This is a genomic window from Marinobacter sp. BW6 (assembly GCF_008107725.1).
GTDB lineage: Bacteria > Pseudomonadota > Gammaproteobacteria > Pseudomonadales > Oleiphilaceae > Marinobacter.
The window spans coordinates 1086268-1109583 of the sequence record NZ_VIRN01000064.1 but is presented as its reverse complement, the minus strand read 5'-3'; the positions used below and the strand labels follow the sequence as shown (position 1 = coordinate 1109583).

Sequence of the window (23316 nt, the reverse complement as noted above, 5' to 3'; positions counted from 1 at the left end):
CGTTTTTGGTGCGAGCGCACCCGATCCGGGCAGAGCTGACCAGCCTTTTGCCTCAAAAGCACTCATAACTTTATGTTTTCTGGTAACTATCAAGAAAAATCCGCATCTGGCACACGCATTGCCAATTCACATGTATACAAGTTGATCACGCACATGAGGATGACCAATGCCTTCAACGCTCGGATGGACCATCAAGGACTGGCAGGACGCTTACAAGGAGGGCGCTACGCCCGAGTCACTGTTGGGTGAGTTGCTGACCCGCCTGGATACAACAGACGTCGCCTGGATCTCGCTTCTGGACCAGAAGGGGCTGGGTAAGGCACTGGCTGAGCTGGAACAGAACCTCCAGAACGCTGGGGGCGACATAAACAAGCTACCTCTCTACGGCATTCCGTTTGCCGCGAAAGACAACATTGACGCGGCAGGATTTGAGACAACGGCCGCCTGCCCTGCCTTTGCCTACACCCCGCAAGAAGATGCCAACACTGTGGCCAGGCTCAAGGCCGCAGGTGCCGTGGTGATTGGCAAGACCAACCTGGACCAGTTTGCGACCGGCCTGGTGGGCACGCGCTCTCCTTATGGCGCGGTACCCAACAGCTTCAAACCGGATGTTGTCAGCGGCGGTTCCAGCTCCGGCTCCGCTTCAACGGTTGCACGAGGACTGGTGCCCTTTGCCCTGGGCACCGATACCGCCGGTTCCGGCCGGGTTCCCGCCGGGCTGAATAATCTGGTGGGGCTGAAACCGACCAAGGGACTGTTCAGCATTCGCGGCGTGGTACCGGCCTGTCGTTCGTTGGATTGCGTGTCCATTTTTGCACTCACCGTAAACGACGCTGGCCTGGTAGCGGATGTCATGGCCGGCTTCGATGCCGACGATGCCTTTTCTCGCAGGGCCCCCTATGCGTTGCCCCTGGATGGCCCCGCGCTTCGCCGGCCCGGCCCCATCAAACGACTGGCCATTCCTGAGCACCCGCAATGGTTCGGCGATCAGCAGGCGGAAGCGGCCTGGAATACCGCCATCAGCCAGTGGCGCCAGCAAAACGTGGAACTGATTCCCCTGGACTTCAGCCCCATGCTGGAGTTGGCCGCACTGCTTTACGAAGGCCCCTGGGTGGCCGAACGCCACGCGGCGGTGGAATCGTTCATGGCCAGCCACGGTGATGATATGAATCCGGTGGTGAAAGGCATTATCAGCAAGGCCGGGAATTTCAGCGCCACCGATACCTTCAAGGCCCAGTACCGGAAGGAAGAGCTGCAGCGCCAGATCGACGAACTGCTGACCGATGTGGATGCCCTGCTGGTACCCACGGCTCCAACGGCTCCCACCATCGAGGCGGTGAACGCGGACCCGGTCACCCTGAACAGCCAGTTGGGCACTTACACCAACTTCGTGAACCTGGCCGACATGAGTGCGCTGGCCATTCCTGCCGGCTTCCGGGACGATGGCCTGCCTTTCGGCGTTACCCTGATCACCGGCGCATGGAAAGACACTGAACTGCAGCACCTGGCCTGCCAATGGCTGAATTCCCACCCGACATCTCTGGGGGCCACCGATCAAGAGCGCCCGGAGGAAACACCCGGTGCCGAGATTTCCACACCAACCGTCCAGGTGGCGGTCGTAGGCGCCCACCTCAGTGGCATGCCCCTGAACACGCAGCTCAGCGAACGTTATGCGGTTCTGCTGGAGCAAACCACAACCTCTGCTAACTATCGGTTGTTCGCCCTGCCAAACACCACACCGCCGAAACCCGGACTGAAACGGGCGGCCGAGGGCGAAGGCAAGGAAATCATTGTCGAAGTCTGGGAAATGCCGGCCTCGGCTTTCGGCTCCTTTGTGGACCTGATCCCCGCACCCCTGGGCATCGGCAATGTGGAGCTGGTCGATGGCCGATGGGTGAACGGCTTTATCTGCGAGGGCTACGGTTTCGAGGGCGCACAGGACGTAACGGAGTTCGGAGGCTGGCGCGCTTATATCGCCTCCAAAGCCTGAACATCACGGGCACCTCTGGCGCCCAACGAGGGGACACACGGAGCCAATGGCAAACCATAGAAGAAAAGAGTCCGTGGCAGACAGGGTCTATGAGGCCCTGAAAGAGGACATCTTCGAGTTCCGCCTGATCCCCGGCGACCGGTTCAGCGAGGGGGATATCGGAGGCCGCCTGAACGCCAGCCGAACTCCGGTCCGGGAGGCGCTCTACCGTTTGCAGCGGGAGGGCCATGTGGAGGTGCTGTTCCGCAGTGGCTGGCAAGTGAAGCCATTCGATTTCCAGCAGGTCGAGGAACTCTATGACCTGCGCATTACCCTCGAGCGAGCGGCCGTGCACAAGATCTGCGGCCTGGCCGAGGAGCCCGCGGCACTGCGAACACTGACTGCCCTCTGGAACCCGGATCATCCTTCGGAACGTGCGGTAGGCAGCACGGTTCGGATGCTGGATGAGAGTTTTCACTGCGATCTGGTGGCCGCTGCCGGAAATCGGGAAATGACCCGGATTCATCGGGAGATCACCGACCGGCTCCGGATTGTCCGGCGCCTGGACTTCAGCCGGGATGAACGGGTGGATGCCACCTATGTGGAACACGCCGCGATTCTGGAAGCGCTGAGGAACGGCATGGCCCGTGAGGCAGCGGATCGGCTGACCCGCCATATCCGGGCCAGCCAGAGGGCCGTGCGGGAAATCACCATGGAGCGGATACGTGAGGCTGCAGCGGCCCACCGCAGCGAGCAATAAATTGCCCTACAGGGCCCGCAAACACTGAACTTCCGTTCATTCTGACAGGCGCCGAAATGCTTACGAATCTGTAAGACATATCGCACAAACCCCGGAGCGATTGTCCGATAGGTAGGAATATGACCCGGAGTAGACTAGGCATTGTCAGGGATGACAAGCCAGCAAGGAACGTTGGCTCAAGGACGAGAACTCCAGGGAAGAGCCCTCCGCGGCTCAGGAGTTGCCCAAAGGATCAGGGCTTACAGGGAAGATCACAGGGAAGACGCGCTCAGGATGAGTCGCACGCCTGAAGGAACAGGCAGGGGTCAGCCACGGAATCGGGGATCACATGGAGCGTGGTCCCGTCCGTGCACTCTCGGCTCCCTCAGACATTTCCCCTTTCTTCTTAGATTACGCTTCTGCTGCTTTGCGCCCTGGCACCAAACCAATAACGCAAATTAGCCTCAGGAGCCTACATTCATGAAGCGCACACCGCTTTTCGCGACTCTCGTTCTGCTGTTCAGCCTGGTTACCGGTTTTGCCTACGCCCAGGACGCCGCCATCAATATCAACACCGCCGACGTGGCTACCCTCGCCAGCCTGAACGGCATTGGCCAGAGCAAGGCCGAGGCCATCGTTGCCTATCGCGAGGCCAACGGTCCGTTTGCGGTTACCGCAGACCTGGCAAATGTGAAAGGCATTGGCGAGCGTACCATCGAGAAAAACGCCCAGCGCTTGACCGTCAAGTAACACCCCGGGCAGTGGCGCGCTGCCACTGCCCTTACTCTCTCCCGCGCCCTTCCCTCCTGGCTCTTTCCGACTGATCAAAAAGTCGTCTGGCAACACCGCGTTCGTCACCCTATTATTGCTGGATAACAATTCAAAAACCGTTGAGCATCCGCACATGGTTGATCCGATCAAGGTTTATCCTGCAAAACCCGCGAAAGTCTATTTCTACGGCACCTGCCTGGTGGACATGTTCTACCCTGATGCGGGCATTGCCGGCGTGGAACTCCTGGAGCGTGAAGGCATTGAGGTGCTGTTTCCGCAGAACCAGACCTGCTGTGGCCAGCCAGCCTACACTTCCGGTTATCACGACCAGGCCCGATCAGTAGCCAGAGCCCAGCTCGACCTGTTTCCCGGCGACTGGCCTATTGTGGTGCCGTCCGGCTCCTGTGGCGGCATGATGCGCAAGCACTACCCGGACCTGTTCAAGGACACCACGGAAGAGGTGAAAGCCGCCGAGGTTGCGGGCCGGGTCTGGGAGCTGACGGATTTTCTGCTCAACGTCTGCCACATCAAGCTGGAAGATCTGGGCGAGCCCACCACCGTGGCCATGCACACCTCCTGCTCCGCCCGCCGGGAAATGGGCGTAGCCGAAGTGGGGCCCAAGCTGCTTGGCCAGTTGAAGAACGTGAACCTGGTGGAGCAAGTGCGACCCGAGGAGTGTTGCGGTTTCGGCGGCACCTTTGCAGTCCGCCACCCGGAGATTTCCGGAGCCATGGTGAGCGAGAAAGTGGACGCCCTGGTGGATACCGGCACCAAGCAGTTTGTGACCACCGATTGCGGCTGCCTGATGAACATTGCCGGCTACGCCGAGAAGAATCAAAAGCCTGTTGAGGGCCAGCATATTCTCAGTTTCCTCTGGGCGCGAACCCAGAGCAAAGGGGGGCAGCAGTCATGAGCGAAACAGCCGAGCACACTGGCCATCACATCGACGTAAAAGAGTTTCACCCGCGCGCTCAGGCGGCCATTCACGATCCCAAGATCCGCAAGAACTTCCGCAGCGCGATGGACGGGCTGATGTCCAAGCGCAAGACGGCGTTCGAGGGCTGGGACCTGGAAACCCTCCGGGATCTCGGCGCCAACGTCCGCCTGCGGGCCCTGGCCAATCTGCCAGACTTGCTGGAGCAGCTAGAGAAGAAACTGACCGAGAACGGCATCAAGGTGCACTGGGCGGTGGATGGCGATGAGGCCTGCCGGATCGTGCGGGATATCTGCAAGGCCAGGGATGCCAAGACGGTGATCAAGGGCAAGTCCATGGTCTCCGAGGAAATGGAGCTGAACCATTACCTGGAGGAACAGGGGATAGAAGCCCTGGAATCAGACCTGGGCGAGTATATTGTGCAGTTGGCGGATGAAACGCCATCGCACATCATCATGCCGGCGATTCACAAGAACACCGGTGAGATCTCCCAGTTATTGCACGACAAAACCGGCACCGATCTCTCCAACGACGTGGAATACCTCACCGCCAGTGCCCGCCTGCAATTGCGGGAAAAGTTCATGAACGCCGATGTGGGCGTGTCCGGGGTTAACTTTGCGGTGGCGGAGACCGGCACCCTGTGCCTGGTGGAAAACGAAGGCAACGGCCGGATGACCACCACCGTTCCGAAATGCCACATTGCTGTTACCGGCATAGAAAAGGTGGTGTCGAGCATGGAGGACGTCTCTGCCCTGCTCGCCCTGCTGACCCGCTCTGCCACCGGCCAGCACATCACCACTTACTTCAACATGATTTCCGGCCCCCGCAAGGCCGAGGAGCTGGACGGCCCCGAGGAAGTGCATCTGGTGCTGGTGGATAACGGCCGATCGTCGATTTACCAGGACGACGAACTGCTGGACACCCTGCGCTGCATCCGCTGCGGCGCCTGTATGAACCACTGCCCGGTGTACACCCGCGTGGGCGGCCATGCCTATGGCACCACCTACCCGGGCCCAATCGGCAAGATCCTGATGCCGCATCTGATTGGCCTGGACGAAGGCCGGCATTTGCCCAGCGCCTCAAGCCTGTGTGGTGCCTGTGGCGAGGTCTGTCCGGTGAAGATTCCCATACCCGATCTGTTGGTGCGCCTGCGCCAGGAATCCGTGGATGGTGACAAACTCCATCCGGCCAAGGTCCGTGGCCACGGTGCCAAACGCAGCTCCATGGAAGCGATGATCTGGAAGGGCTGGGCCTGGATGCATGCCAGCCCAGGCATCTACCGTTTCGGCACCGGTGCCGCCAGCAAATTCAGGGCCTTGCAGCCCTCGAAAGCCGGCGCCTGGACCGATTACCGCACGGCGCCCAAACTGGCGGCCAAAACTCTGCACCAGCGGATGAAGGAGCGTGGCCAATGAGTTCCCGGGAAACGATTCTCCAGCGTCTGCGCAACAGAACCGGCGGTGAACTGACGGTGCCGGAGTGCGACTTTTCTGTTCTGGTACGGGATGACTGGTCGACAAAAGAGCGCATCGAGCGGTTCGAGAAGATGATCGAGTCGGTTCACGGTGAAGTGCACCACTGCACCGAAGACATGTGGATGGACCGCCTGGCCGAGTTGCTGAACACCCGCGGCGCCAGGAATCTTCTGATTCCGAAACAGCACGAGATTGGCCAGGCCCTACGCGATGCCGGCCGTGACGATCTGCCGGAACTTCTGATTTACGACGAGCCGATCGAAAGCTGGCAGGCACACCTGTTCAACGAAGTCGACGCCAGCATTACCTCCACCCGAGGTGGTATTGCCGAGACCGGCTCACTGATCCTGTGGCCAAACAATGATGAGCCAAGGCTCATGAGCCTGGTGCCACCGGTTCATATTGCCGTGCTCAAGGCCTCGGAACTCTACACAACCTTCCATGAAGCTATGAAGGCGCAGAACTGGGCCGCTGGCATGCCGACCAACGCCCTGCTAATCTCAGGCCCTTCCAAAACCGCCGACATCGAGCAAACCCTTGCCTACGGTGTTCACGGTCCTAAAGAGCTGATTGTGTTGATTATTGAATGATCCAAGGCGCCCTGTTGATCGCCCTGGCAGCCCTGCTATGGGCGACCACGGGTATTGTTGCGAAGTTTCTGTTTACCGGTACCGACCTTCAGGCCATTACGCTGGGTTTTCTGAGGCTGGCGGTGGCTTTGCCGTTTTTCTGGTTATTGATGCGGCGGGAGCAGGTTCGCCTTGAGCGCGCCAATCCGGGCGCCGAAGTCCCCGGTAGTTCGCTTCGAAGCCTCACCCGAAAGACCCTGATACCGCTGGCAGCGCTTGGCCTGTTCCAGGCGTTTTACCAGGGCAGCTACCTTCTCGCTGTAGACCTTACCGGGGCCGGCATTGCCACCCTGATCGCGCTCTGTCTGCCCCCGGTTCTGGTGGCGATTCTGGCGGCACCCTTGCTGGGAGAGAAACCCGGCGTGCTCACGGTTCTTTCATTGATCGCCGCCATTGTCGGCACGGCCATGCTGGTTCTCAGCGATATGGACACCAGCGGCACCCTTCGGCTCGCTGGCATCCTGGTGGCGTTACTGGCTGCCTGTGTGTACACCGGCTTCACGCTCACCAGTCGCTACAGTTCCGCCGGCACACCGGTGTTTACCACGGCGTTTATCTGTTTCTTTACGGCGGCGTTGATTCTGTTGCCGGTAGTGGCTTTGAGCGGCGGATTCGAGGGTCTGGAAAGCCTGGAGTTCGGGCACTGGCTGATGGTGGTTTACGTTGGCGTGGTGCCAACCTGCATCGGTTATGTGTGTTTCTTCAGCGGCATGAAGACCACACCGGCAACGCTCTCCAGCATCATAGTAACGCTGGAGCCGCTGTTTGTGGCGCTGTTGGCCTGGGTGTTTCTGGAGGAGATTCTGGGGCCGATTGGTATTGCCGGGGCCTTGATACTGACCGCAGCGGTGGTCGTGGCCTCCCGCTACGGCCGTAAGCCCGCAGCCGGCCAGGAGGCCGGCGCGGAATAACGCACCTCAGTCGTCTTTGCGGTTCTTCTCAAGCATGTCCGGCTGCAGGATTTCGATCCAGTAGCCGTCCGGGTCCTTGATAAAGGCCAGGCCTTTCATCTTGCCGTCGTCCGGCTTTTTCACGAAATCCACACCGAGCTTTTCAAAGCGGTCGCAGGCGGCGTAGACGTCCGGCACGGCAACGCCGATGTGGCCAAAGCCCTGGGGTTCGTCGTTACCGTTGTGGTAGCCGAAGTCGTTGTCGTCTTCGGTGCCCCAGTTGTGGGTCAGCTCAAGCATGGCTTCACGGCCGAAGGTAAAGGTGGTGCGGTGGGCGTCGTCCTGCGGCACCAGGCCTGCCTGACGGTCATCGAGGTAACCCAGGAAGTACAGGGTGAACTTCATTTCGGGGAAGTCCAACTTGCGAACCAGGCGCATGCCCATCACTCGGGTGTAGAAGTCCATGGAGCGCTCGGGTTCCTTGATACGCATCATGGTCTGGTTAAACACATAACCTTCAGTTTCGGGAACGGGTTCTTCGTGGAGGCCAGGGGCCTGTTCGAAATGCTTGGGCATGTTGGTTTTCCCTTTTTTTCGCAGGATTTAACCATTATACCTGTGTGCGTTTCACGGGGATTTCAAGGGCATAAAAAAAGACCCCGGGGCCAGAGACGCACCACCGGGGTCTTGAGGGCCGGTTTTTACGCCGGCGGTTCTTCAGAGACGCTCTGAAGCTTTTGTGGCTGGCAGGGGTGCGAGGAGTCATTTCTTTCGGGAAGCCGAACTCGCTTCGCTCAAACAGTCGTTTCCCTACAGAAATGACTCCTCACACCCCTGCCGACCGAACCTTTGGAATGTCCTGCTTTTAGGCCAACTGGTGTTCCTCTCCTTTGTAATAAGCCTCCACTCTTGGGTTCATTACCCGTCGCCAGAGTGGGGGGACCATTGCCAGGACGATCATTGCGGAGTAGCCGGCCGGGAGCTGGGGGGCTACGTCGTGGTGGCGGAGGATTTGGTACCGGCGCTTGGCCCAGGCGTGGTGGTCGCTGTGGCGTTGGAGGTGGAACAGGAAGACGTTGGTGAGGAAGTAGTTGCTGTTCCAGCTGTGTTCCGGACCGGTGCGCTCATAGCGGCCGTTTTCGAGTTTGCGGCGGTGGAGGCCGTAGTGTTCGAGGTAGTTGACGATTTCCAGCAGGGTTAAGGCGATGAAGCTCTGACCCAGGAAGAAGATGGCGCCAAGCCAGCCGAAGGCGATGGTGAAAACCGTCAGTACAAGGGCGCTGATGCTGTACCACCAGATCAGTTCATTGCGCCAGTTGAGGGCTTTATGGCCTTTGCGCTGCAGGCGTTCGGCTTCCAGTTTCCAGGCGTTCAGGAAGTTGCGTACGTAGGCCTGGGGCAGGAAGTTGTAGAGGGACTGGTTGTAGCGCGATGAGGAGGCGTCTTCTGGGGTGGAGACGTGTACGTGGTGGCCGCGCAGGTGTTCGACCTTGAAGCCCGCGTAGCAGACCAGTGACAACAGGAAGCCGCCAGCCCGGGTTTCGAGTTTTTCGTCTTTGTGGATGAGTTCGTGGGCGACGTTGATGCCAAGGCCGCCGACGATGCCGATGGAGACGATCCAGCCAATACTCCCCACTAAACTGAATGTGCCGGAAGCCAGTTCCAGCATGCTCCAGACCAGCAAGGCCGCGAAACCGGCGACCCAGCCAAGCGTGATGGCTTTATAAAACCGCTCGCCGACCATTCGTGGCACGTCGGTTTCTTCATCCGGGTTCAAGGAATCCTTGCCGAGCAGCATGTCCAGTACCGGGATGATCCCGAACACGACCACGGGGACTCCCCACGAAAACAGGTTCACCAGATCAGTGGCCTGGCCGGCGGCCAGCAGCAGAGGCGGCAGCAACAGGGGCACCATGGCGATCAGGTAGCTGTACTTCTTGAGGGTCAGCAATATCCTTCGGCGGGTGGCCTCGCGATTTACCGATAACTGCGTTGTGCTCATTGGGCTCTCTCCATCGAATGCGTGTTGGTGAAACTCTGATCACCTGTTGTTTTCTGCATTATTGTCCTACAATACATCAGTCGTCAACCGCTTGAGGGGAGTTTTTTTGACCATTGTCAGGAATCCTCGGCGGATCAAGGCGTTGTGACTGTCAGACTCGGAGGCTGTGATAAACTCATGCGCACTCATTCCCAAGCCGGCCGGATTACCGCAGCTGCCGACCGGTTTTTACGACCTGTTCAGAGAGCCTTTATGGATTTTCAGGTGCCTAACACTCTGGCCGAGCAGATTGCCAACTACCTGGCAGAGCGGATCATGACCGGGCAGATTCGCCCCGGTGAGCGGATTCAGGAGGCTACACTGGCCGGCGAACTGAAGGTGAGCCGGGCGTCGGTGAAGGAAGCCCTGTATACCCTGGAGCGCTGGCATCTGGTGGAGATCACGCCCCGAAAAGGCGCCTCTGCAACCCGCCTGGACGCGGCCCATGCTTCCGAGCTTTATGATGTGTATATGCATTTGTTGATGATGATGGCCGCTCGCCTGTGTGAGCGCTGGCAAGAGAGCGACAAGCCGCGAATACTGGATGCGGTGAGCAAGGTTGTTGATCATATGAAGGACTCGTCTACCAATATCTCGGGGGTGGTTGAGGCGAGTTTCAATGTGATGGATGCCTGCTGTGAGGTTGTGGGGAATCCTTATCTCACGGAGGCGCTGTCGAATTTCAAGCCGGCGGTCAGTCGGGCCTATTACCTGAGCGCTGATCGGTATCCTCGCGGGCTGGCGCAGACCAGTGAATTTTTTGCCAATCTCCCACAGGCGGTTCTGGCGCGGGATTCAGTCAAGGCGCAGGCGCTGATCCGGGAGTTTGCGGAGCACCAGAAATCCCTCATCCAGCAAGCGCTGGCTTCATAGCTTTTCGATACCTCGATTGTGACAGAGCGCACGGATCTGGATGCTTTCGCCCTCTATCGTAACAGTCTGTAACAAACCAAAGTTTTTGCTGCATAGGTTGTGCTGTCCCCCTGCGGCCCGGGGAGCGTTTAACGCTCCCTGCTAAAAACAAAAACCAGACTTTTGGGGCCACCATGACTCAGTCACTTGCCTGTCGTCGAAACACCACATCTTCCACTCTATCGCTTTGGGTGCTCGCTCTGTCGCTTCCGCTACCGGCGTTGGCGGAGTTCAGGCCGTTGGATGATGGCGCGTTGTCTGGTGTGACCGGGCAGGCGGGGGTAACGATTGAGCTGGAGACCAAACTCAGTATTGATCGGTTCAGCTGGATTGATGAAGGTTCGTTGAATGTGAATGGGCTGAGGTTGTCCGGGCAGAACGATACGGTGCTGGATAACATGAAGCTGACGATCGATATTGCCGGCGATGGGGAGGTGCTGGAGCACGGGTTTTCGGAGATTGCCCGGCGGGCCGATGCGGGGTTGTTGGACCCAACCAATCCGGATGTGGCCGATGCTCTGGCGAAGTATTCCGTCGCGGGCTCTTTTGGCAAGCAGTTCGATAGCGGGGATCTGGTGATGCACCTGGGTGCAACCGATTATGGCGATCCGACCAGCCTGGACGACTATCTTCAGGCGGTGGATTTCGAGCTGGCGGTCGACAGTGTGACCAGTTCAGGCAGCGAGGGTTCGGCGACGCTGTTCTCGGACATCCTGCTGCAAGGTCACATCGGGCCCACGGATCTGGTCGTTCGTAACGGCGGCAGTTCCACCCGTACTCTGGCGAACGGCAACGAGGTGTCCGGCTCTGAGCTGCAGGTGGACACCCATTTCGAAATCACCAACGGCAGCCTGAACTGGGATGCGGCGGATGTGATTCTGCTGTTCAACTTTGCTGCCGTCGGTATTGAGGGCCTGCAGATTCATAACCGACGGGGCGATGACACGCTGGGACATTTCGGCATGGCAAGTGCCACCGCGAAGTTATCACGGGGTACCAGCGCCGCCTCCGGTAACGAAGGACTTTCGGTTCATGATGTGGAGTTCCGGGCGGATATCGATATGCCTGTGTTCAAGATGGGTGGCACCAGCATTGGCAGTGTCCAGTTCACGGACTTCGCCATTACCAACACCACCATGATGGTGTATGGCCACTAGCCCGACACTGGACACCCACCACACCCTACCCTGTAAACTGCCCGTCTCACTCTGACGGGCAGCCCATGACTCACTCCACGGACATCAACTATTCGAGGCGCGCCTCGGGAAAAAGGCTGGCGATGTTCAGCCTGTTGTTTTTGGCCCTTACGGCTGCCGGGCTGTATGCCGTTTACGATCTGTTTGCCGAGCGCACCCTTACCTTCGATGCCAGGCTGATCGCTCCGGAAACCCTGTTATCGGTGGCTGGCCTGTTGCTGGTTTATTTCATCTCGGATGGCCTTCGGCTCTATTTTACCCTGCGGGCGCTGGGGCATCGGCTACCTCTGCCAGCGATGTTCCGGCTGGTATTTATCAATCTGTTTTTCTCCAACATCACGCCCATGGCCACCGGGGGCGGCTTTGCCCAGATCTGGTTCCTTAGCCAGCATGGCGTTCCGGTTGGCAGGGCCACAGCAGCAACAACGATTCGAACGGTACTCGCGGTGCTGTTCATTTTCTCGCTGACGCCGGTATTCCTGCTCACGCTCAAGTCCCTGGACGGCAACTCAATTGTCGGCGATATCGGCACCGCGCTGGCGTTTCTGATCGTTCTGTACCTTGGCTTTTTCCTGGTGCTGCTATTCCGGACCCGCTGGCTAATCGGCCCATTGACCCGGCTGCTGAGGGCTTCGCGTCGACTGCACCTGATCAGTGAACGCCGCCATCGGCGCTGGCAGTTCAAGGCGCGCAGGGAGATGCTGCGGCTTTCCCGGAGTTTTGGCGATTACCTGCGCGGCGCCCCGGTATTCGTGTGGCTGTCGATTCTGTTCACTGCGGTATTTCTGCTCAGTTTGTTCAGCTTCCCGGCGCTGCTGATGCACAGTCTGGACTACAGTGTTGACTATGTGATGTCGGTGGGGCTGCTCGTCGTTACCACCTTCGTTATGTATTTCTCGCCCACACCCGGTGCTTCCGGTATTTCCGAGGGTATTTTCGGGAGTTTCTTCCGGGATATCCTCTCGGGTAACCACCTGATACTGGTCATTGTCTGCTGGCGGCTGTTGACCATTTACCTGGGCATGATTATCGGGCTGGTTGTGCTCCAGAGGGAGCTCGTCGCCAATCGCAGGAGAACAGGATGATTTTCCGCAACCCACTCAAGCTTCTGTTTTATCTGTGCTTGTTGGTCGTGCTTCTGCTGGTCGGCTACAAGACCTATTTGAATCTGTTCACTGAGGATTTCGAGGGGGTTCACACCGAGCAGGTCGAGCGGATTTATCGTGGGTTCGAACCCGGCCAGCCGTTCAGCTTTGCGGTGGTGGGTAACATCAACAACTCGGTGGGCATCTTCGAGGACCGCATCATCCCGGAACTGAATCGCTCCGGGCTCGATTTTCTGGTTTCAGCCGGGAATGCGGTCAGCGGCGGCGGAGAAGACAAATATCGGGCGCTGTACGGCACACTGAGCCATCTGGACATTCCCTATCTGCTTACCTTTGGCGCCCACGAGTACGAGGATTTTGGCAGTTTCCGTTTCTACGATCACTTCGGCCCGCACTTCTTCAGTATCGAGGCGGGCAATAGCCGGCTGATCTTCCTGGACAGCACCGGAAAAACGCCCTGGCGCTGGCAGATCCGCTGGCTAAAAGATCTGCTGGCCCAGGACACCTCTAAGGCCCGAATCCTGTTCATTGGCCACCCGCCCCTGCACCCGGACGAGAATGCACCGTTCGACCAGCAGGATGATTACCTGGCACCGCCCGAGTTCCGGGACGCCCTGCTCCAGGCAATCGAAGAGCATGACGTTGACCGGGTATTTTCCGCCAATCTTTCACTCTATTCAGAAGAGCAGGTAGGAGACACTACCTTTGTCACCACAGGCGGCGCCGGTGGCCTGGTGATGAACAATGACACCAGCTTCTACCACTACGTGCAGGTGAATGTGGATGCCGACGGCGAGGTAAGCCATAACCTTCAGCGCCTGGAGGTAGGACAGCACCCGGTTCTGAAGCGCCTGGAAAGCCTCTGGTTCTTTATCTACTCCCTGTTCTACACCGGTTACCTCAACTTTATTCTGATCGTTGCTGTGTTTGCGGCCATTGCCATCAAACTGTACGGTGCCATTTTCATCGGCAAGGATTATTACCCGGACTACGATCTGGACCCGGCCCCCTGGCTTGAAAAACCGATGCGGGTGGCCATGTTCACCAATAACTACCTGCCCTTTATTGGTGGGGTACCGATCTCGATTGAACGCCTGCGGCTCGGTCTGGAAGCGCTCGGCGACAAATTGCTTGTGGTGGCGCCTCGTTACAAGGGCCAGCCGGAAACTGAAGCCCACGTGCTGCGAGTGCCCTCATTGCTGGCCATGGGCGAGAAGCGGGAATTCCGGCTGGCCAACATCTTCCTCGGCCGGATTCGCAAGCGGGTCCGGGCTTTCAAGCCGGATATCATCCATCTGCATCACCCGTTCTGGCTGGGTTCGCTGGGGTTGTTCGTTGCGCGTACCCTCAGGGTACCGGCCATCTACACCTACCATACCCGCCTCGAGCACTACGCCCACTTTGTGCCCCTGCCAGGCATGCTGTTCCGGAACCTGATTTCTCACGCCCTCATCAAGCGCTTTGCCAACAAGTGCGACGGGGTGATCGTGCCCACCTACTCCACCGAGGAATATCTGCGCATAATCGGGGTAAAAACACCGACGTTTGTGCAGCCCACGGGGATCGAATACCAGAAGTTCCAGCAGGTCCTGCCGGAAGACATCAAGCAACTACGTGACCAGTTGGAACTGAAGGACGAAAAAGTGTTCGTCAGCGTTTCCCGGCTATCGAACGAGAAAAACATCGACTTCATGATCGAAGCGATTGATGCCCTGACGCGGGAAACCGATGTGCCGTTTCGGTTCCTGATGATCGGCGATGGCCACCAGAAAGACCGTATGCAGAAGAAGATTGAAGACCTCGGGCTTCAGCAACACTTCACCCTGGTCGGCGCCGTGCCACCAGACGAGATGGCAACCTGGTACCGGCTCGGTGATGCGTTTCTGTTCGCGTCCAAGTCAGAGACCCAGGGCATGGTGATTCTCGAAGCCATGGCCGCCGGGTTGCCGGTGGTGGCGGTTCGCTCCAGTGGCATCGAGGACGTGGTCCGGCATGGGTTCAACGGCTTCAAGACGCCGGAGAAACAGGACCAGTGGCGGGCGCAGGTGAAGAAACTGCTGGAAGACGATGAGTTACGCGAGAAGCTTTCCGAGCAGGCTCTGGAGTTTGCCAAAGACTACTCGGTTGAGCAGTTCGCCGCTGACGTTCGCGCCATTTACGCCACCAGCCTCGCCATGTTTGCGAAGAAACGGAAAGGCTCAGCCGGCCACCCTGAATAGGTAGGGTTACGGTTTTCCACCGTGCCCTGATCGGGCTAGACTGAAATCACGTATTACAAAGACCGTTTTAACCATCGGACCGACTTGATTATCGGACCTGCTGAATTATCGGAGAGTAACGTGAGCGGCATCCCTGTCGGAATCAGCACCTGCCTGCTGGGCAAAGAAGTTCGCCATGATGGCGGCCACAAGCATTCCCGCTACTGCACTCAGGTGCTATCAAAGCACTTTAACTTCCGTTCCATCTGTCCGGAGCTGGAAGCCGGCCTGGGCGTTCCACGCCCCGCCATCCACCTGCGAGAGTACAGTGATGGACTTCGCCTGATTGAAACCAAAGGCTCTGCAGATCACACCGACGCCATGCAGGGCTTTATTGACCAGATCATGCCCACTCTTGCTGACCTTCGCGGCTATATCCTGATGGCCAAGTCCCCTAGCTGTGGCATGGAGCGGATCAAGGTACACAACGAGGATGGCAACGTTACCCGCCGCGATGGCCGGGGTATGTTTGCCGAGGCACTCTTGCAAGCCTACCCGCTGATGCCGGTGGAGGAAGAAGGGCGACTCAATGACGACATGATCCGGGAGAACTTCGTTGAGCGGGTTTTCGCCTACGATGACTGGATGCAGAACGTGGCCGGCGAACAGCTCTCGGCCAAGGCGTTGATCGAGTTCCACACGCGCCACAAGTTCCAGCTTCTGGCACACTCCGAAAGAATCTACCGCCAGCTCGGCCCCATGCTGGGGGACCTGAAATCCGAACCACTGGAAGGTATTGCCGAGCGCTATATCCATCTGTTCATGGAGGCCATGAGCAAAAAGGTGAGCCGGGGGTCACACATGAACGCCATGCAGCACCTGATGGGGTACCTCAGGGATTCCATGGGTGATGAAGATCGCAAGGTACTGATGGAGCAGATGGAAGCCTACCGCAGGGGCGAAGTGCCGCTGGTGGTTCCCATGACCCTGCTGCGCATGGCTCAGCGGAGAGAGCCGGTGGACTACCTGCATGCCCAGCAATACTTGACGCCCTATCCCGATGAGCTGGGGCTCAGGAACAACGTCTGAAATTCGGTCCGATGAAAAAAGGGTCAGATGAGTAACTCATCTGACCCTTTTTATATCTGCCGTCAGAAACCGTAGATAAGCGAGAGTGAGGTTTCTGTGTCGGTGTCTTCGGAGCCTGCAGGCGGATCTGACAGATGCTTGACCCGGAACGCCGCCTTCATGGAGAGGTTCCCCACTACGTTCGCCTGCAAAGACGTTTCCGATTCGGTCACCGTGTTGTTCTCATCCAGGCCAATTTCCGTGCTTAGCTTCTGGCGAAACAGGGAGTTTTCCGAGAGGGCGTAATCAAATTGGCCGGCAAGGCGCGCAATCGCCTCTTCCTCGGCATCCTCACCCTCGGCGTTTACCATCTCCAGCCTGTTATACCGATAACCGACACCGGCTGACAGGTCGAGGAAGGATCGCTCACCAGAGTTCCAGACCCGGTTGCCATAACCCGTGGTTACCGACGATTCGAAATCGTAACCGGAGAAGCGATCGTCCTCATAGGAGCCCCGGAGAAACCAGTACTGGTTCTTTGAAAACTTATAGTCGGTTTCCAGGGAGGCCTGATATTTCTCGGCGGTGGTCTGGTCTTCGGTCTCGGAATAATTGGTCCGGAATTCACCGGTGTTGCGCCAGGTTTCGACTTCATGGATCAGACCCAGGCGGCCCTTGATGTTGGTCTCTTCGGTATTGCCCGAGGTGATCAACACACCCAGCTCGGTTTCGCCCTTCCAGTTATCTGCCTCCTGCGCACTGGCAAAGGGCGCGATAGCAACTGCGGTGATGGCTACGGCCTGTCGTAAATCCATGAAGTCTCCTGTTTGGGTTGGTCAGGCGCCCTCTGTTTTCCTGGCCTTTTCACCAGCCAGGCTTTTACGCGCCTGATATTCTCTCTCAGCCTTTTTCCGGGCTTTACGCTCTGCAATGATGCGCGCTGCTTCGCCGCCAACATGGGCCTCGCCGCGCTGTTCAGCCAAGCGCATCTGACGTTCACGCTCTGCGAATCGGGCTTTTTGCTCTTCGGTCAGCGAATCGATGCACCGATGACAGCTGACACCCTGCTCATACTCGGGACGCTGCTTGTCCTCTTCGGTGATCGGTCTGCGGCACGCGTGGCACTGATCGAAATCGCCGCGCTCCAACCGGTGATTGACTGTGACCCGGTCATCAAACACGAAGCACTCTCCGTGCCACAGGCTCTGTTCTTCCGGCACTTCTTCCAGGTATTTCAGGATGCCGCCCTTAAGGTGATAGACCTCCTCGAAACCCTGCTCCTTGAGATAGGCGGTGGATTTCTCGCAACGGATACCACCGGTACAAAACATGGCCACCTTCTTGTGCGTCGAAGGATCCAGGTTCTGCTTCACGTATTCCGGAAACTCGCGAAAGGTATCGGTGGCCGGATTGACGGCATTTTTAAAAGTGCCGATTTCCACTTCGTACTGGTTGCGGGTGTCCACCAGCACCACCTCTGGATCGGAGATCAGATCATTCCATTCCTTCGGGTCCACATACGTACCGACAATACGCTTCGGATCGATACCGTCCACGCCCATGGTGACGATCTCTTTCTTGAGCTTCACCTTGGTGCGCTTGAACGGCTGGATGTCCACGAAGGACTCTTTGTAATCAATGCCGTCGAACCGCTCGTCGCTGGCGATCCAGGCTTTCACGGCATCAATGCCTTCGCGGCTGCCGGCGATGGTGCCGTTGATGCCCTCGCGCGCCAGCAACAAAGTGCCGTGCACGTCTTTCTCAAGCATCAGGTCCAGCAGCGGCTGGCGGAGGGATTTGTAATCGTTCAGGACTGCGAACTTATACAGTGCGCAGACAACCACTTCGTTGCTCATCATCTTCTCCTGCGGGCCGGACCGTAAATCCGGAGCATGGTTTAGGGGTTGTTCAAAGGCCGAAGCCTGAGAGGGCGCAAATTTTAACCAACTCAGGCTCACGATCAAGTGCGGGTTATCCGGGGACCAGAGCGTCAGTCCGCCTCATTGGCCAGTTCACGCTCAACCACGGCAGAAAGCTGCCCCCAGCCAGGCCGTGTTAGCCGGATGTTGTCCACCAGTACGGTTGGCGTGCTGGTCACCCTCAATTGCATCGCCGCCTGACGGCTCTGCTCAACAGCCTCCCGGTGCAGCTCAGTCGTCATGCAGCTGCGAAAACGGCGTTCTTCCAGGCCGAGATCCCCAGCGTACCGGGTGAAGGTGGCAACCGGATCGTTCGAGCCGCTCCATTCGGCCTGGGAATCGTAAAGGCGATCGTGCATGGCCCAGTAGGCGTCCTGATCACCGGCACAGCGGGCTGCCTGGGCGGCAGGCATGGCGTTCTTGTGCTGCTGCAACGGCAGATCAAAGTAGACGAACCGGACCTTGCCCGCATCCACATACTCCTGCTTCAACTGTTTGCTGGCAGAAGAAAAGTTGCCGCAGGCCGGGCATTGGTAATCAGCAAACTCACGTACCACCACCGGGGCATCTTCGGGACCGACAGAAACGCCGTACTGGTCCAGCTGGGCAGGGAAGTCCTCAGCGTTGGACGCGGCCACAGGCAGCTCGTCAGAGGTCGGTTCCGGTGCGGCGGTCAGGAAAAAGACGCCAAGAACCACGGCGGCCAGAACCAGCACACCAATGCCGGCATAGAGCGGCTTGTTGGATTTTGCGTTTCTGGGAGGCGGTGCGCCGGTTCCCTTGCGACGTTTTGCTTCACCCATGGAGGGGACTCCTTATTGTGTTTCTGGTTTCCGAAATTAATTAGCTCGCGACCGTTTTCAGATCCGGCATGGCACGCTAAGATCCTTTATATCCTACAAAAGTTCCAACAAAAATTAAGGAATCCTAATGCCTTTGCCCACGTCCCTGAAGGAAACCCTCTCCCTGCCTCTGGTCGCCGCCCCCATGTTCCTGATCTCAGGACCGGAACTGGCGCTTGCCTGCTGCAAGCAGGGCATCGTTGGCAGTTTCCCGGCACTGAATCAGCGCACCAGCGAGGGTTTCGAAGACTGGCTGATCCAGATGAACAACGAGCTGGCAGCGTTCCGACGCACGAACCCGCACGTAAAAACGGCGCCCTACGCCGTGAACCTGATTGTGCATCGGACCAATCCTCGATGGCAGGCGGATCTGGAGCTGTGCGTCAAACACGAGGTGCCTATCATCATTACTTCCCTTGGCGCCGCCAGCCAGGTGGTGGAAGCGGTGCACAGCTATGGTGGCGTGGTGTTCCACGACGTGACCAACCAGAAGCATGCCCGTAAGGCAGCAGAGGCTGATGTCGACGGCATCATCGCCGTGGCGGCGGGCGCCGGTGGCCATGCGGGAACCATCAACCCGTTTGTTCTGGTGCATGAAATTCGGGAAGTCTTCGACGGCACAATTCTGCTGGCCGGCGGGCTGTCCCATGGTGAGGACCTGCTGGCGGCCCAGGCCCTGGGCGCCGACCTGGCCTACATGGGCACCCGGTTCATCAATACCGTTGAGTCCCAGGCCGACGAGGCCTATCGAAACATGATCATTGAGGCGGTGTCTGGCGATATCATCCACACTCCAGCGGTGTCCGGTGTGCCCGCCAGCTTCATGCGCCAGAGTCTGGAGGCGGCCGGTTTCCCCATGGACAAGCTGAACCAGGCCGGAGAGATCAACTACGGGGAAAAGCTGAAGCCCATTGATGACGAAGCCAAGGCGTGGAAAACCGTGTGGTCCGCCGGCCAGGGGGTGAGTCAGATCCACGACGTATTGACCGTGCCGGATCTGGTGAGCCGTCTGACCGACGAATACAGGAGCGCCCGGGCCCGTTTAGACCCGGAACTGTGAGGCTTTATCCTTCAACGAGGTCAGTGTAAGGCTAATCTGGCCACTGGCCTTATCAGAGCGCTCAATCGCATCGACCGTCTCCTGTGAAGAAGTGGCGATATCGCTGACGCTGACGCTGACCTCACTGGCGTGCCGGCCCTGCTCTTCTGCCACCGATGAAATGGCCAGGGCCCGGTCCTGAAGGCTGGCAAGCAGCTGATTGATCCGGTCAAAATGCTCGTCGGCCCGGCGGAACTCTGAAGAAGACTCGGCAACCTGGCCAGATACCTCGCCAATGGCACTGACCGCCTGTTGGCTGCCCTTCTGCAAACGCTCAATGATGGACTGGATCTCCGTGGTGGATTCCTGGGTACGACTTGCCAGAGTCCGGACTTCATCGGCCACCACAGCAAAGCCCCGGCCGGATTCCCCTGCCCGGGCAGCCTCGATGGCGGCATTTAGAGCCAGCAAATTAGTTTGCTCTGCAATAGCACCAATCACCGACAGCACCGAACCGATCTCCTTGCTCTGGTGGTCCAGCTGATTCACCGCATCGACCGCCTGCTCAACATTACGTACTACCTGATCCAGCCGGTTTCGCACTTCCCGGGATATACCCGCGGTGGCCTCGCTCTCGGAACTGACGTTACTCACCGAACCGGCGATGTCCTGAATGTTCTCAGCCACCTCAGAGATGCTGCGGGACATGGCATCCATGGTTCCCGAAACCTCGGCCACATCCTGCTCCTGCCGGGTGACCGCGGCGACCGCGCTGCGGCTGACGTCCCCCTGAGCCTGGGCCTGGCCAGCGGCCGATTCCGCAGACTCTTTAACGTCGGAGACCAGCTCCTGAATACGGCCAATAAACCGGTTCACGCCCTGGGCCATTTCGGTGAGCTCATCCCTGCCTCTCATGGATACCCGACGGGTGAGATCCGCCTCACCATCGGCGATACTCCAGATCGCCGAGCTTAAACGGAACACACGGGGCAGCAGCCCGCCACCCAGGACCAGTGCCACCAGCACAATCAGAACCACTACTGAGCCAATCGCCAGCATACTGAGATTGGCCGAGAGGCTTGAGGCTTCGGCATTCAGCGCTTCCACGGTGCTCTGGATTCTGGATCGGGTGTCGGCGTCCATACCGGCCAGCTGCTGCTGGAGGCGCTGATTCACCTGCTCGGTTTCCGCCTCCAGGGTGTCACGAAGTGCATCGATGCTGCCGGTGATCGTGGTACTGAATTCTTCTTCCAGAGCGGCGAGATCCCGATTAATGCCTTCCAGGGACAATCCCAGCTTCAGCTGACCAATGGCGGAACCCTGCGGCGCGATGTCGGCGGTAATAATCACCACGTTCGGGTCACGGCTTGCCGCATCCAGGACCCGATTTGCCGCACCACGACCTTCCCCCTGCTCCATTAAAGTGCGCACTCGATCATCGGTGCGATCCACATAACGGGTCAGACGGTCGCCGTACTGGTCGTAGTAAACCGCGAACAGAACAGATTCCCGAGCGTCGGCCAACTCCACCAGGTCGGTAAGGCGAGGTACATCCCGATCCCAGATCAGCGGAGCGGCGACGGCCGCAAGTACGTCTGCCAGTCCCTGGGCTTCCGCCATGACAGCAGTGCGAACATTGCCGGCAACGCGTTCCTGTTGCGCAGTCTGCTGACGGGTGAGTTCCGCGGAAAGTTCATCGGTGGTCTTCTGCCGCATGGTCTCCAGACGTGTTCGAACATCTTCCCGGGTATCTCCGAAGGAGGCGCTGACCTGCTCGCTGCTGGCCTCAAGGGCGGACCCTGCGGTGTCTACCAGGCGCTCTACCTGGCTGGAAATCAGCCACTGGCTGACCACGACCTGAACCAGACCGGCAACCACCAGAACAACAAAAACCGGTCGGAGAAGGCGGCTTGAGATCAGCCGCCGGATAAAACTGAGTGACATACGGACTCCGCTAGCATGTGTGCTTCATGCATCCTGCACAGTCAGTAACAGCGTCCCTGCATAGCATGTCCGTATGTATAGCAAAACCCGGGCCGACGTGGGCCGCATTTATGTACGGGTTTTGTAGTTAATCGTCATCGTTTTCTTCGAGTTCGATTTCATCGATTACATAGCGTGTTCCGACGAATTCGTACTCGACCTCTACTAGGGGCCGCTCGCCATCATCAAATTGCTGTTGCAGTTGACTACGAGATGTTCTGTCAAAGTCGGTATCCGTAACGATGTAGAGATCCACACCCAGTACCTGAATTCGATCGTTAACCATTTCAGCGATTCTTCCAACCAATTCGAATTTTCCCTCCGGCGCCTCATCCTCTAGCTCGATTTTCAGGGCCTCCAAGAACACCTGACCGCCATCACCGATTCGTTCGATCCCGCCAATCTCAAGCTCGTTATTAGACTCAAGGTCCACAAGAGACAGCCGGATATCATCCTCGTCAGTGATTATGGTCAGCGGCGTGATCTGCACCAACACCCCACCGAGTGAAAGTTGCTGCTTACTGTAATCAAACTGCTCGGCCGGACCGCCTTTAATCTCAGACTCAGCTTCCCTTAGCTCAATTTCCTCGGCAGTCACAGAACCGTCGGCTTCAAAGACTCCCTCAACCTGAACCAGGATGCCCGCAACCAGATCATTTGGGCCGGCAAGACCATCAAACTGAGTGCCACTGTTCACGAGCACTTTAATGCCGTTAGCTGTAAAGGACTGTATTGACTGATTAAAGGCAACCGATACCGGGCCAACGAACTCAATGTCGTCTTCTGTTCCCGGCAGGTATCGGCGAGAATCATCCGGCCTGATTTCTTGAGCCATAAAGGTGCCAGCAGAAAGTGAACCTTCAACTTCGACCGATACACCATCCGCAAGGTCGGCCTGAGTCAGCCCATCGAAGGTCGCTGCGGTGTAATTCACCAACTGAGGTCCAATCTGGAATTCAGTCCCGGTAAGATTCGAAATTACACCCTCAAGCTCAACCTCATTTAACTCGTCAAAGTCGTCGCTGTTGCTCTGTGTCCTGAGCCCAATATAACTCGCACGGAACTCCCCGTTGGGAAGACGCCAGCCAGACATTCTCACGAAATCGCCATTGGCGAAGTTTTCCACCAATTTGCCTTTAACCACAGTCTGGGAATCTATTCTTACTGTCTGGCCGAGAATCTGAACCGTTGCGGTTTTGGTGACAGGGTCCCAAGGAGTCAGCACCTGCATTGCGCCACGCAGGGTATCGTCGTACTCGACGGCATCTGCATCCCCAAGCCCGGTATCACGCCAATCCCCGTCGACCCGAAGGATCATGCCCACAACCAGTCGCGACTCTTGACTGATTCCGTCGTCACCAGCCACGGTTCGATCAGTTGAAAACTCCACGCCATTAACGAAAACACTCCCGAACCCGGAAACCGGCCCAACGCTGGAACCGGTGCCCCGTATACCACCATCGGCAACATCCAGGCCTCCACCACCCGCGCCGCCGCAGGCGGAGATCGCCCCGAAGACCACTGTGCCGGCTGCCAGTCCGATAACACGATTGAAGATGTGCCGTTTCATAACCTTTATCTCCATAACCGGCGTTCCTGGCCGGT

The 23316-nt window shown here is 58.1% G+C and carries 20 protein-coding genes; 13 read left to right on the top strand and 7 right to left on the bottom strand.

Features of this window, described 5'->3' with window-relative positions; genetic code table 11:
• The first annotated feature begins 166 nt into the window (after positions 1-166).
• The 7 genes from atzF to FMN52_RS13625 all read left to right on the top strand — a co-directional run bounded on the left by atzF (position 167) and on the right by FMN52_RS13625 (position 7428).
• The gene (gene atzF / locus FMN52_RS13655; RefSeq protein ID WP_148609134.1) at positions 167-1990 is read left to right on the top strand and encodes an allophanate hydrolase; all 1824 of its coding nucleotides are present in this window, start codon (positions 167-169) and stop codon (positions 1988-1990) included.
• 46 nt (positions 1991-2036) lie between these two features.
• On the top strand, positions 2037-2729 hold the full coding sequence (locus FMN52_RS13650; RefSeq protein WP_148609133.1) for a GntR family transcriptional regulator: 693 nt from the start codon (positions 2037-2039) through the stop codon (positions 2727-2729).
• A gap of 459 nt (positions 2730-3188) precedes the next feature.
• The gene (locus FMN52_RS13645; protein WP_148609132.1) at positions 3189-3458 is read left to right on the top strand and encodes a ComEA family DNA-binding protein; all 270 of its coding nucleotides are present in this window, start codon (positions 3189-3191) and stop codon (positions 3456-3458) included.
• A gap of 154 nt (positions 3459-3612) precedes the next feature.
• Entirely contained in the window at positions 3613-4392 is a 780-nt protein-coding gene (locus FMN52_RS13640) for a (Fe-S)-binding protein (protein ID WP_148609131.1), read from the top strand.
• Complete coding sequence (locus tag FMN52_RS13635) at positions 4389-5828, top strand: LutB/LldF family L-lactate oxidation iron-sulfur protein (RefSeq protein ID WP_148609130.1); 1440 nt, start codon at positions 4389-4391, stop codon at positions 5826-5828. Before FMN52_RS13640 ends, FMN52_RS13635 begins: the two co-directional genes overlap by 4 nt.
• The gene (locus FMN52_RS13630; RefSeq protein ID WP_148609129.1) at positions 5825-6478 is read left to right on the top strand and encodes a lactate utilization protein; all 654 of its coding nucleotides are present in this window, start codon (positions 5825-5827) and stop codon (positions 6476-6478) included. Before FMN52_RS13635 ends, FMN52_RS13630 begins: the two co-directional genes overlap by 4 nt.
• Positions 6475-7428 (top strand): EamA family transporter, encoded by a 954-nt coding sequence (locus FMN52_RS13625; protein ID WP_148609128.1) that lies wholly within the window; start codon positions 6475-6477, stop codon positions 7426-7428. The genes FMN52_RS13630 and FMN52_RS13625 overlap by 4 nt, the downstream gene beginning before the upstream one ends.
• A 6-nt stretch (positions 7429-7434) precedes the next feature.
• Here the strand turns inward: FMN52_RS13625 and gloA are convergent, their stop codons facing one another.
• Together gloA and FMN52_RS13615 are read right to left on the bottom strand one after the other, a co-directional pair.
• A complete protein-coding gene (gene gloA / locus FMN52_RS13620) occupies positions 7435-7983 on the bottom strand; it encodes a lactoylglutathione lyase (RefSeq protein WP_148609127.1) in 549 nt (182 codons plus the stop codon).
• Between the two features lie 289 nt (positions 7984-8272).
• Positions 8273-9409 carry an alkane 1-monooxygenase gene (locus FMN52_RS13615; protein WP_148609126.1) on the bottom strand — a complete coding sequence of 379 codons (1137 nt, stop codon included), beginning with the start codon at positions 9407-9409 and terminating at the stop codon, positions 8273-8275.
• A 252-nt stretch (positions 9410-9661) separates the two neighbouring features.
• Between FMN52_RS13615 and FMN52_RS13610 the strand changes: the two genes are divergently transcribed.
• From FMN52_RS13610 to FMN52_RS13590, 5 genes are all read left to right on the top strand, one after another.
• Positions 9662-10321, top strand: coding sequence for a GntR family transcriptional regulator (locus tag FMN52_RS13610; protein ID WP_148609125.1), 660 nt, complete (start codon positions 9662-9664; stop codon positions 10319-10321).
• Between the two features lie 173 nt (positions 10322-10494).
• Positions 10495-11517 carry a DUF6160 family protein gene (locus FMN52_RS13605; protein ID WP_148609124.1) on the top strand — a complete coding sequence of 341 codons (1023 nt, stop codon included), beginning with the start codon at positions 10495-10497 and terminating at the stop codon, positions 11515-11517.
• Between the two features lie 65 nt (positions 11518-11582).
• Complete coding sequence (locus FMN52_RS13600) at positions 11583-12641, top strand: lysylphosphatidylglycerol synthase transmembrane domain-containing protein (RefSeq protein ID WP_148609123.1); 1059 nt, start codon at positions 11583-11585, stop codon at positions 12639-12641.
• Entirely contained in the window at positions 12638-14881 is a 2244-nt protein-coding gene (locus FMN52_RS13595) for a glycosyltransferase (protein ID WP_148609122.1), read from the top strand. The genes FMN52_RS13600 and FMN52_RS13595 overlap by 4 nt, the downstream gene beginning before the upstream one ends.
• Before the next feature lie 120 nt (positions 14882-15001).
• Positions 15002-15949, top strand: coding sequence for a DUF523 and DUF1722 domain-containing protein (locus FMN52_RS13590; RefSeq protein WP_148609121.1), 948 nt, complete (start codon positions 15002-15004; stop codon positions 15947-15949).
• Between the two features lie 62 nt (positions 15950-16011).
• On the opposite strand, the gene FMN52_RS13585 is transcribed toward FMN52_RS13590, so the two are convergent.
• The 3 genes from FMN52_RS13585 to FMN52_RS13575 all read right to left on the bottom strand — a co-directional run bounded on the left by FMN52_RS13585 (position 16012) and on the right by FMN52_RS13575 (position 18650).
• Positions 16012-16743 carry a DUF481 domain-containing protein gene (locus tag FMN52_RS13585; protein WP_148609120.1) on the bottom strand — a complete coding sequence of 244 codons (732 nt, stop codon included), beginning with the start codon at positions 16741-16743 and terminating at the stop codon, positions 16012-16014.
• A 21-nt stretch (positions 16744-16764) separates the two neighbouring features.
• Positions 16765-17784, bottom strand: a complete 1020-nt coding sequence (locus FMN52_RS13580) for a rhodanese-related sulfurtransferase (RefSeq protein WP_148609119.1) — start codon at positions 17782-17784, stop codon at positions 16765-16767.
• A gap of 134 nt (positions 17785-17918) precedes the next feature.
• Entirely contained in the window at positions 17919-18650 is a 732-nt protein-coding gene (locus tag FMN52_RS13575) for a thioredoxin domain-containing protein (RefSeq protein ID WP_148609118.1), read from the bottom strand.
• 127 nt (positions 18651-18777) lie between these two features.
• Between FMN52_RS13575 and FMN52_RS13570 the strand changes: the two genes are divergently transcribed.
• On the top strand, positions 18778-19749 hold the full coding sequence (locus tag FMN52_RS13570; protein ID WP_148609117.1) for a nitronate monooxygenase family protein: 972 nt from the start codon (positions 18778-18780) through the stop codon (positions 19747-19749).
• Here FMN52_RS13570 and FMN52_RS13565 read toward each other — a convergent pair.
• Positions 19732-21672: a methyl-accepting chemotaxis protein gene (locus tag FMN52_RS13565; protein WP_148609116.1), complete on the bottom strand. Its 1941-nt coding sequence runs from the start codon at positions 21670-21672 to the stop codon at positions 19732-19734. The genes FMN52_RS13570 and FMN52_RS13565 overlap by 18 nt on opposite strands.
• Before the next feature lie 127 nt (positions 21673-21799).
• Positions 21800-23281, bottom strand: coding sequence for a DUF5666 domain-containing protein (locus FMN52_RS13560; RefSeq protein WP_240339482.1), 1482 nt, complete (start codon positions 23279-23281; stop codon positions 21800-21802).
• Between the last annotated feature and the right edge of the window lie 35 nt (positions 23282-23316).

What these genes read in the sequence shown, in the direction of transcription:
- FMN52_RS13560 (WP_240339482.1), bottom strand. Translation starts at nt 23,281, where the DNA reads ATGAAACGGCACATCTTCAATCGTGTTATCGGACTGGCAGCCGGCACA.
- FMN52_RS13645 (WP_148609132.1), top strand. Translation starts at nt 3,189, where the DNA reads ATGAAGCGCACACCGCTTTTCGCGACTCTCGTTCTGCTGTTCAGCCTG.
- FMN52_RS13640 (WP_148609131.1), top strand. Translation starts at nt 3,613, where the DNA reads ATGGTTGATCCGATCAAGGTTTATCCTGCAAAACCCGCGAAAGTCTAT.
- FMN52_RS13585 (WP_148609120.1), bottom strand. Translation starts at nt 16,743, where the DNA reads ATGGATTTACGACAGGCCGTAGCCATCACCGCAGTTGCTATCGCGCCC.
- FMN52_RS13605 (WP_148609124.1), top strand. Translation starts at nt 10,495, where the DNA reads ATGACTCAGTCACTTGCCTGTCGTCGAAACACCACATCTTCCACTCTA.
- atzF (WP_148609134.1), top strand. Translation starts at nt 167, where the DNA reads ATGCCTTCAACGCTCGGATGGACCATCAAGGACTGGCAGGACGCTTAC.
- FMN52_RS13575 (WP_148609118.1), bottom strand. Translation starts at nt 18,650, where the DNA reads ATGGGTGAAGCAAAACGTCGCAAGGGAACCGGCGCACCGCCTCCCAGA.
- FMN52_RS13630 (WP_148609129.1), top strand. Translation starts at nt 5,825, where the DNA reads ATGAGTTCCCGGGAAACGATTCTCCAGCGTCTGCGCAACAGAACCGGC.
- FMN52_RS13625 (WP_148609128.1), top strand. Translation starts at nt 6,475, where the DNA reads ATGATCCAAGGCGCCCTGTTGATCGCCCTGGCAGCCCTGCTATGGGCG.
- FMN52_RS13595 (WP_148609122.1), top strand. Translation starts at nt 12,638, where the DNA reads ATGATTTTCCGCAACCCACTCAAGCTTCTGTTTTATCTGTGCTTGTTG.
- FMN52_RS13580 (WP_148609119.1), bottom strand. Translation starts at nt 17,784, where the DNA reads ATGAGCAACGAAGTGGTTGTCTGCGCACTGTATAAGTTCGCAGTCCTG.
- FMN52_RS13570 (WP_148609117.1), top strand. Translation starts at nt 18,778, where the DNA reads ATGCCTTTGCCCACGTCCCTGAAGGAAACCCTCTCCCTGCCTCTGGTC.
- FMN52_RS13635 (WP_148609130.1), top strand. Translation starts at nt 4,389, where the DNA reads ATGAGCGAAACAGCCGAGCACACTGGCCATCACATCGACGTAAAAGAG.
- FMN52_RS13610 (WP_148609125.1), top strand. Translation starts at nt 9,662, where the DNA reads ATGGATTTTCAGGTGCCTAACACTCTGGCCGAGCAGATTGCCAACTAC.
- FMN52_RS13565 (WP_148609116.1), bottom strand. Translation starts at nt 21,672, where the DNA reads ATGTCACTCAGTTTTATCCGGCGGCTGATCTCAAGCCGCCTTCTCCGA.
- FMN52_RS13650 (WP_148609133.1), top strand. Translation starts at nt 2,037, where the DNA reads ATGGCAAACCATAGAAGAAAAGAGTCCGTGGCAGACAGGGTCTATGAG.
- FMN52_RS13615 (WP_148609126.1), bottom strand. Translation starts at nt 9,409, where the DNA reads ATGAGCACAACGCAGTTATCGGTAAATCGCGAGGCCACCCGCCGAAGG.
- gloA (WP_148609127.1), bottom strand. Translation starts at nt 7,983, where the DNA reads ATGCCCAAGCATTTCGAACAGGCCCCTGGCCTCCACGAAGAACCCGTT.
- FMN52_RS13600 (WP_148609123.1), top strand. Translation starts at nt 11,583, where the DNA reads ATGACTCACTCCACGGACATCAACTATTCGAGGCGCGCCTCGGGAAAA.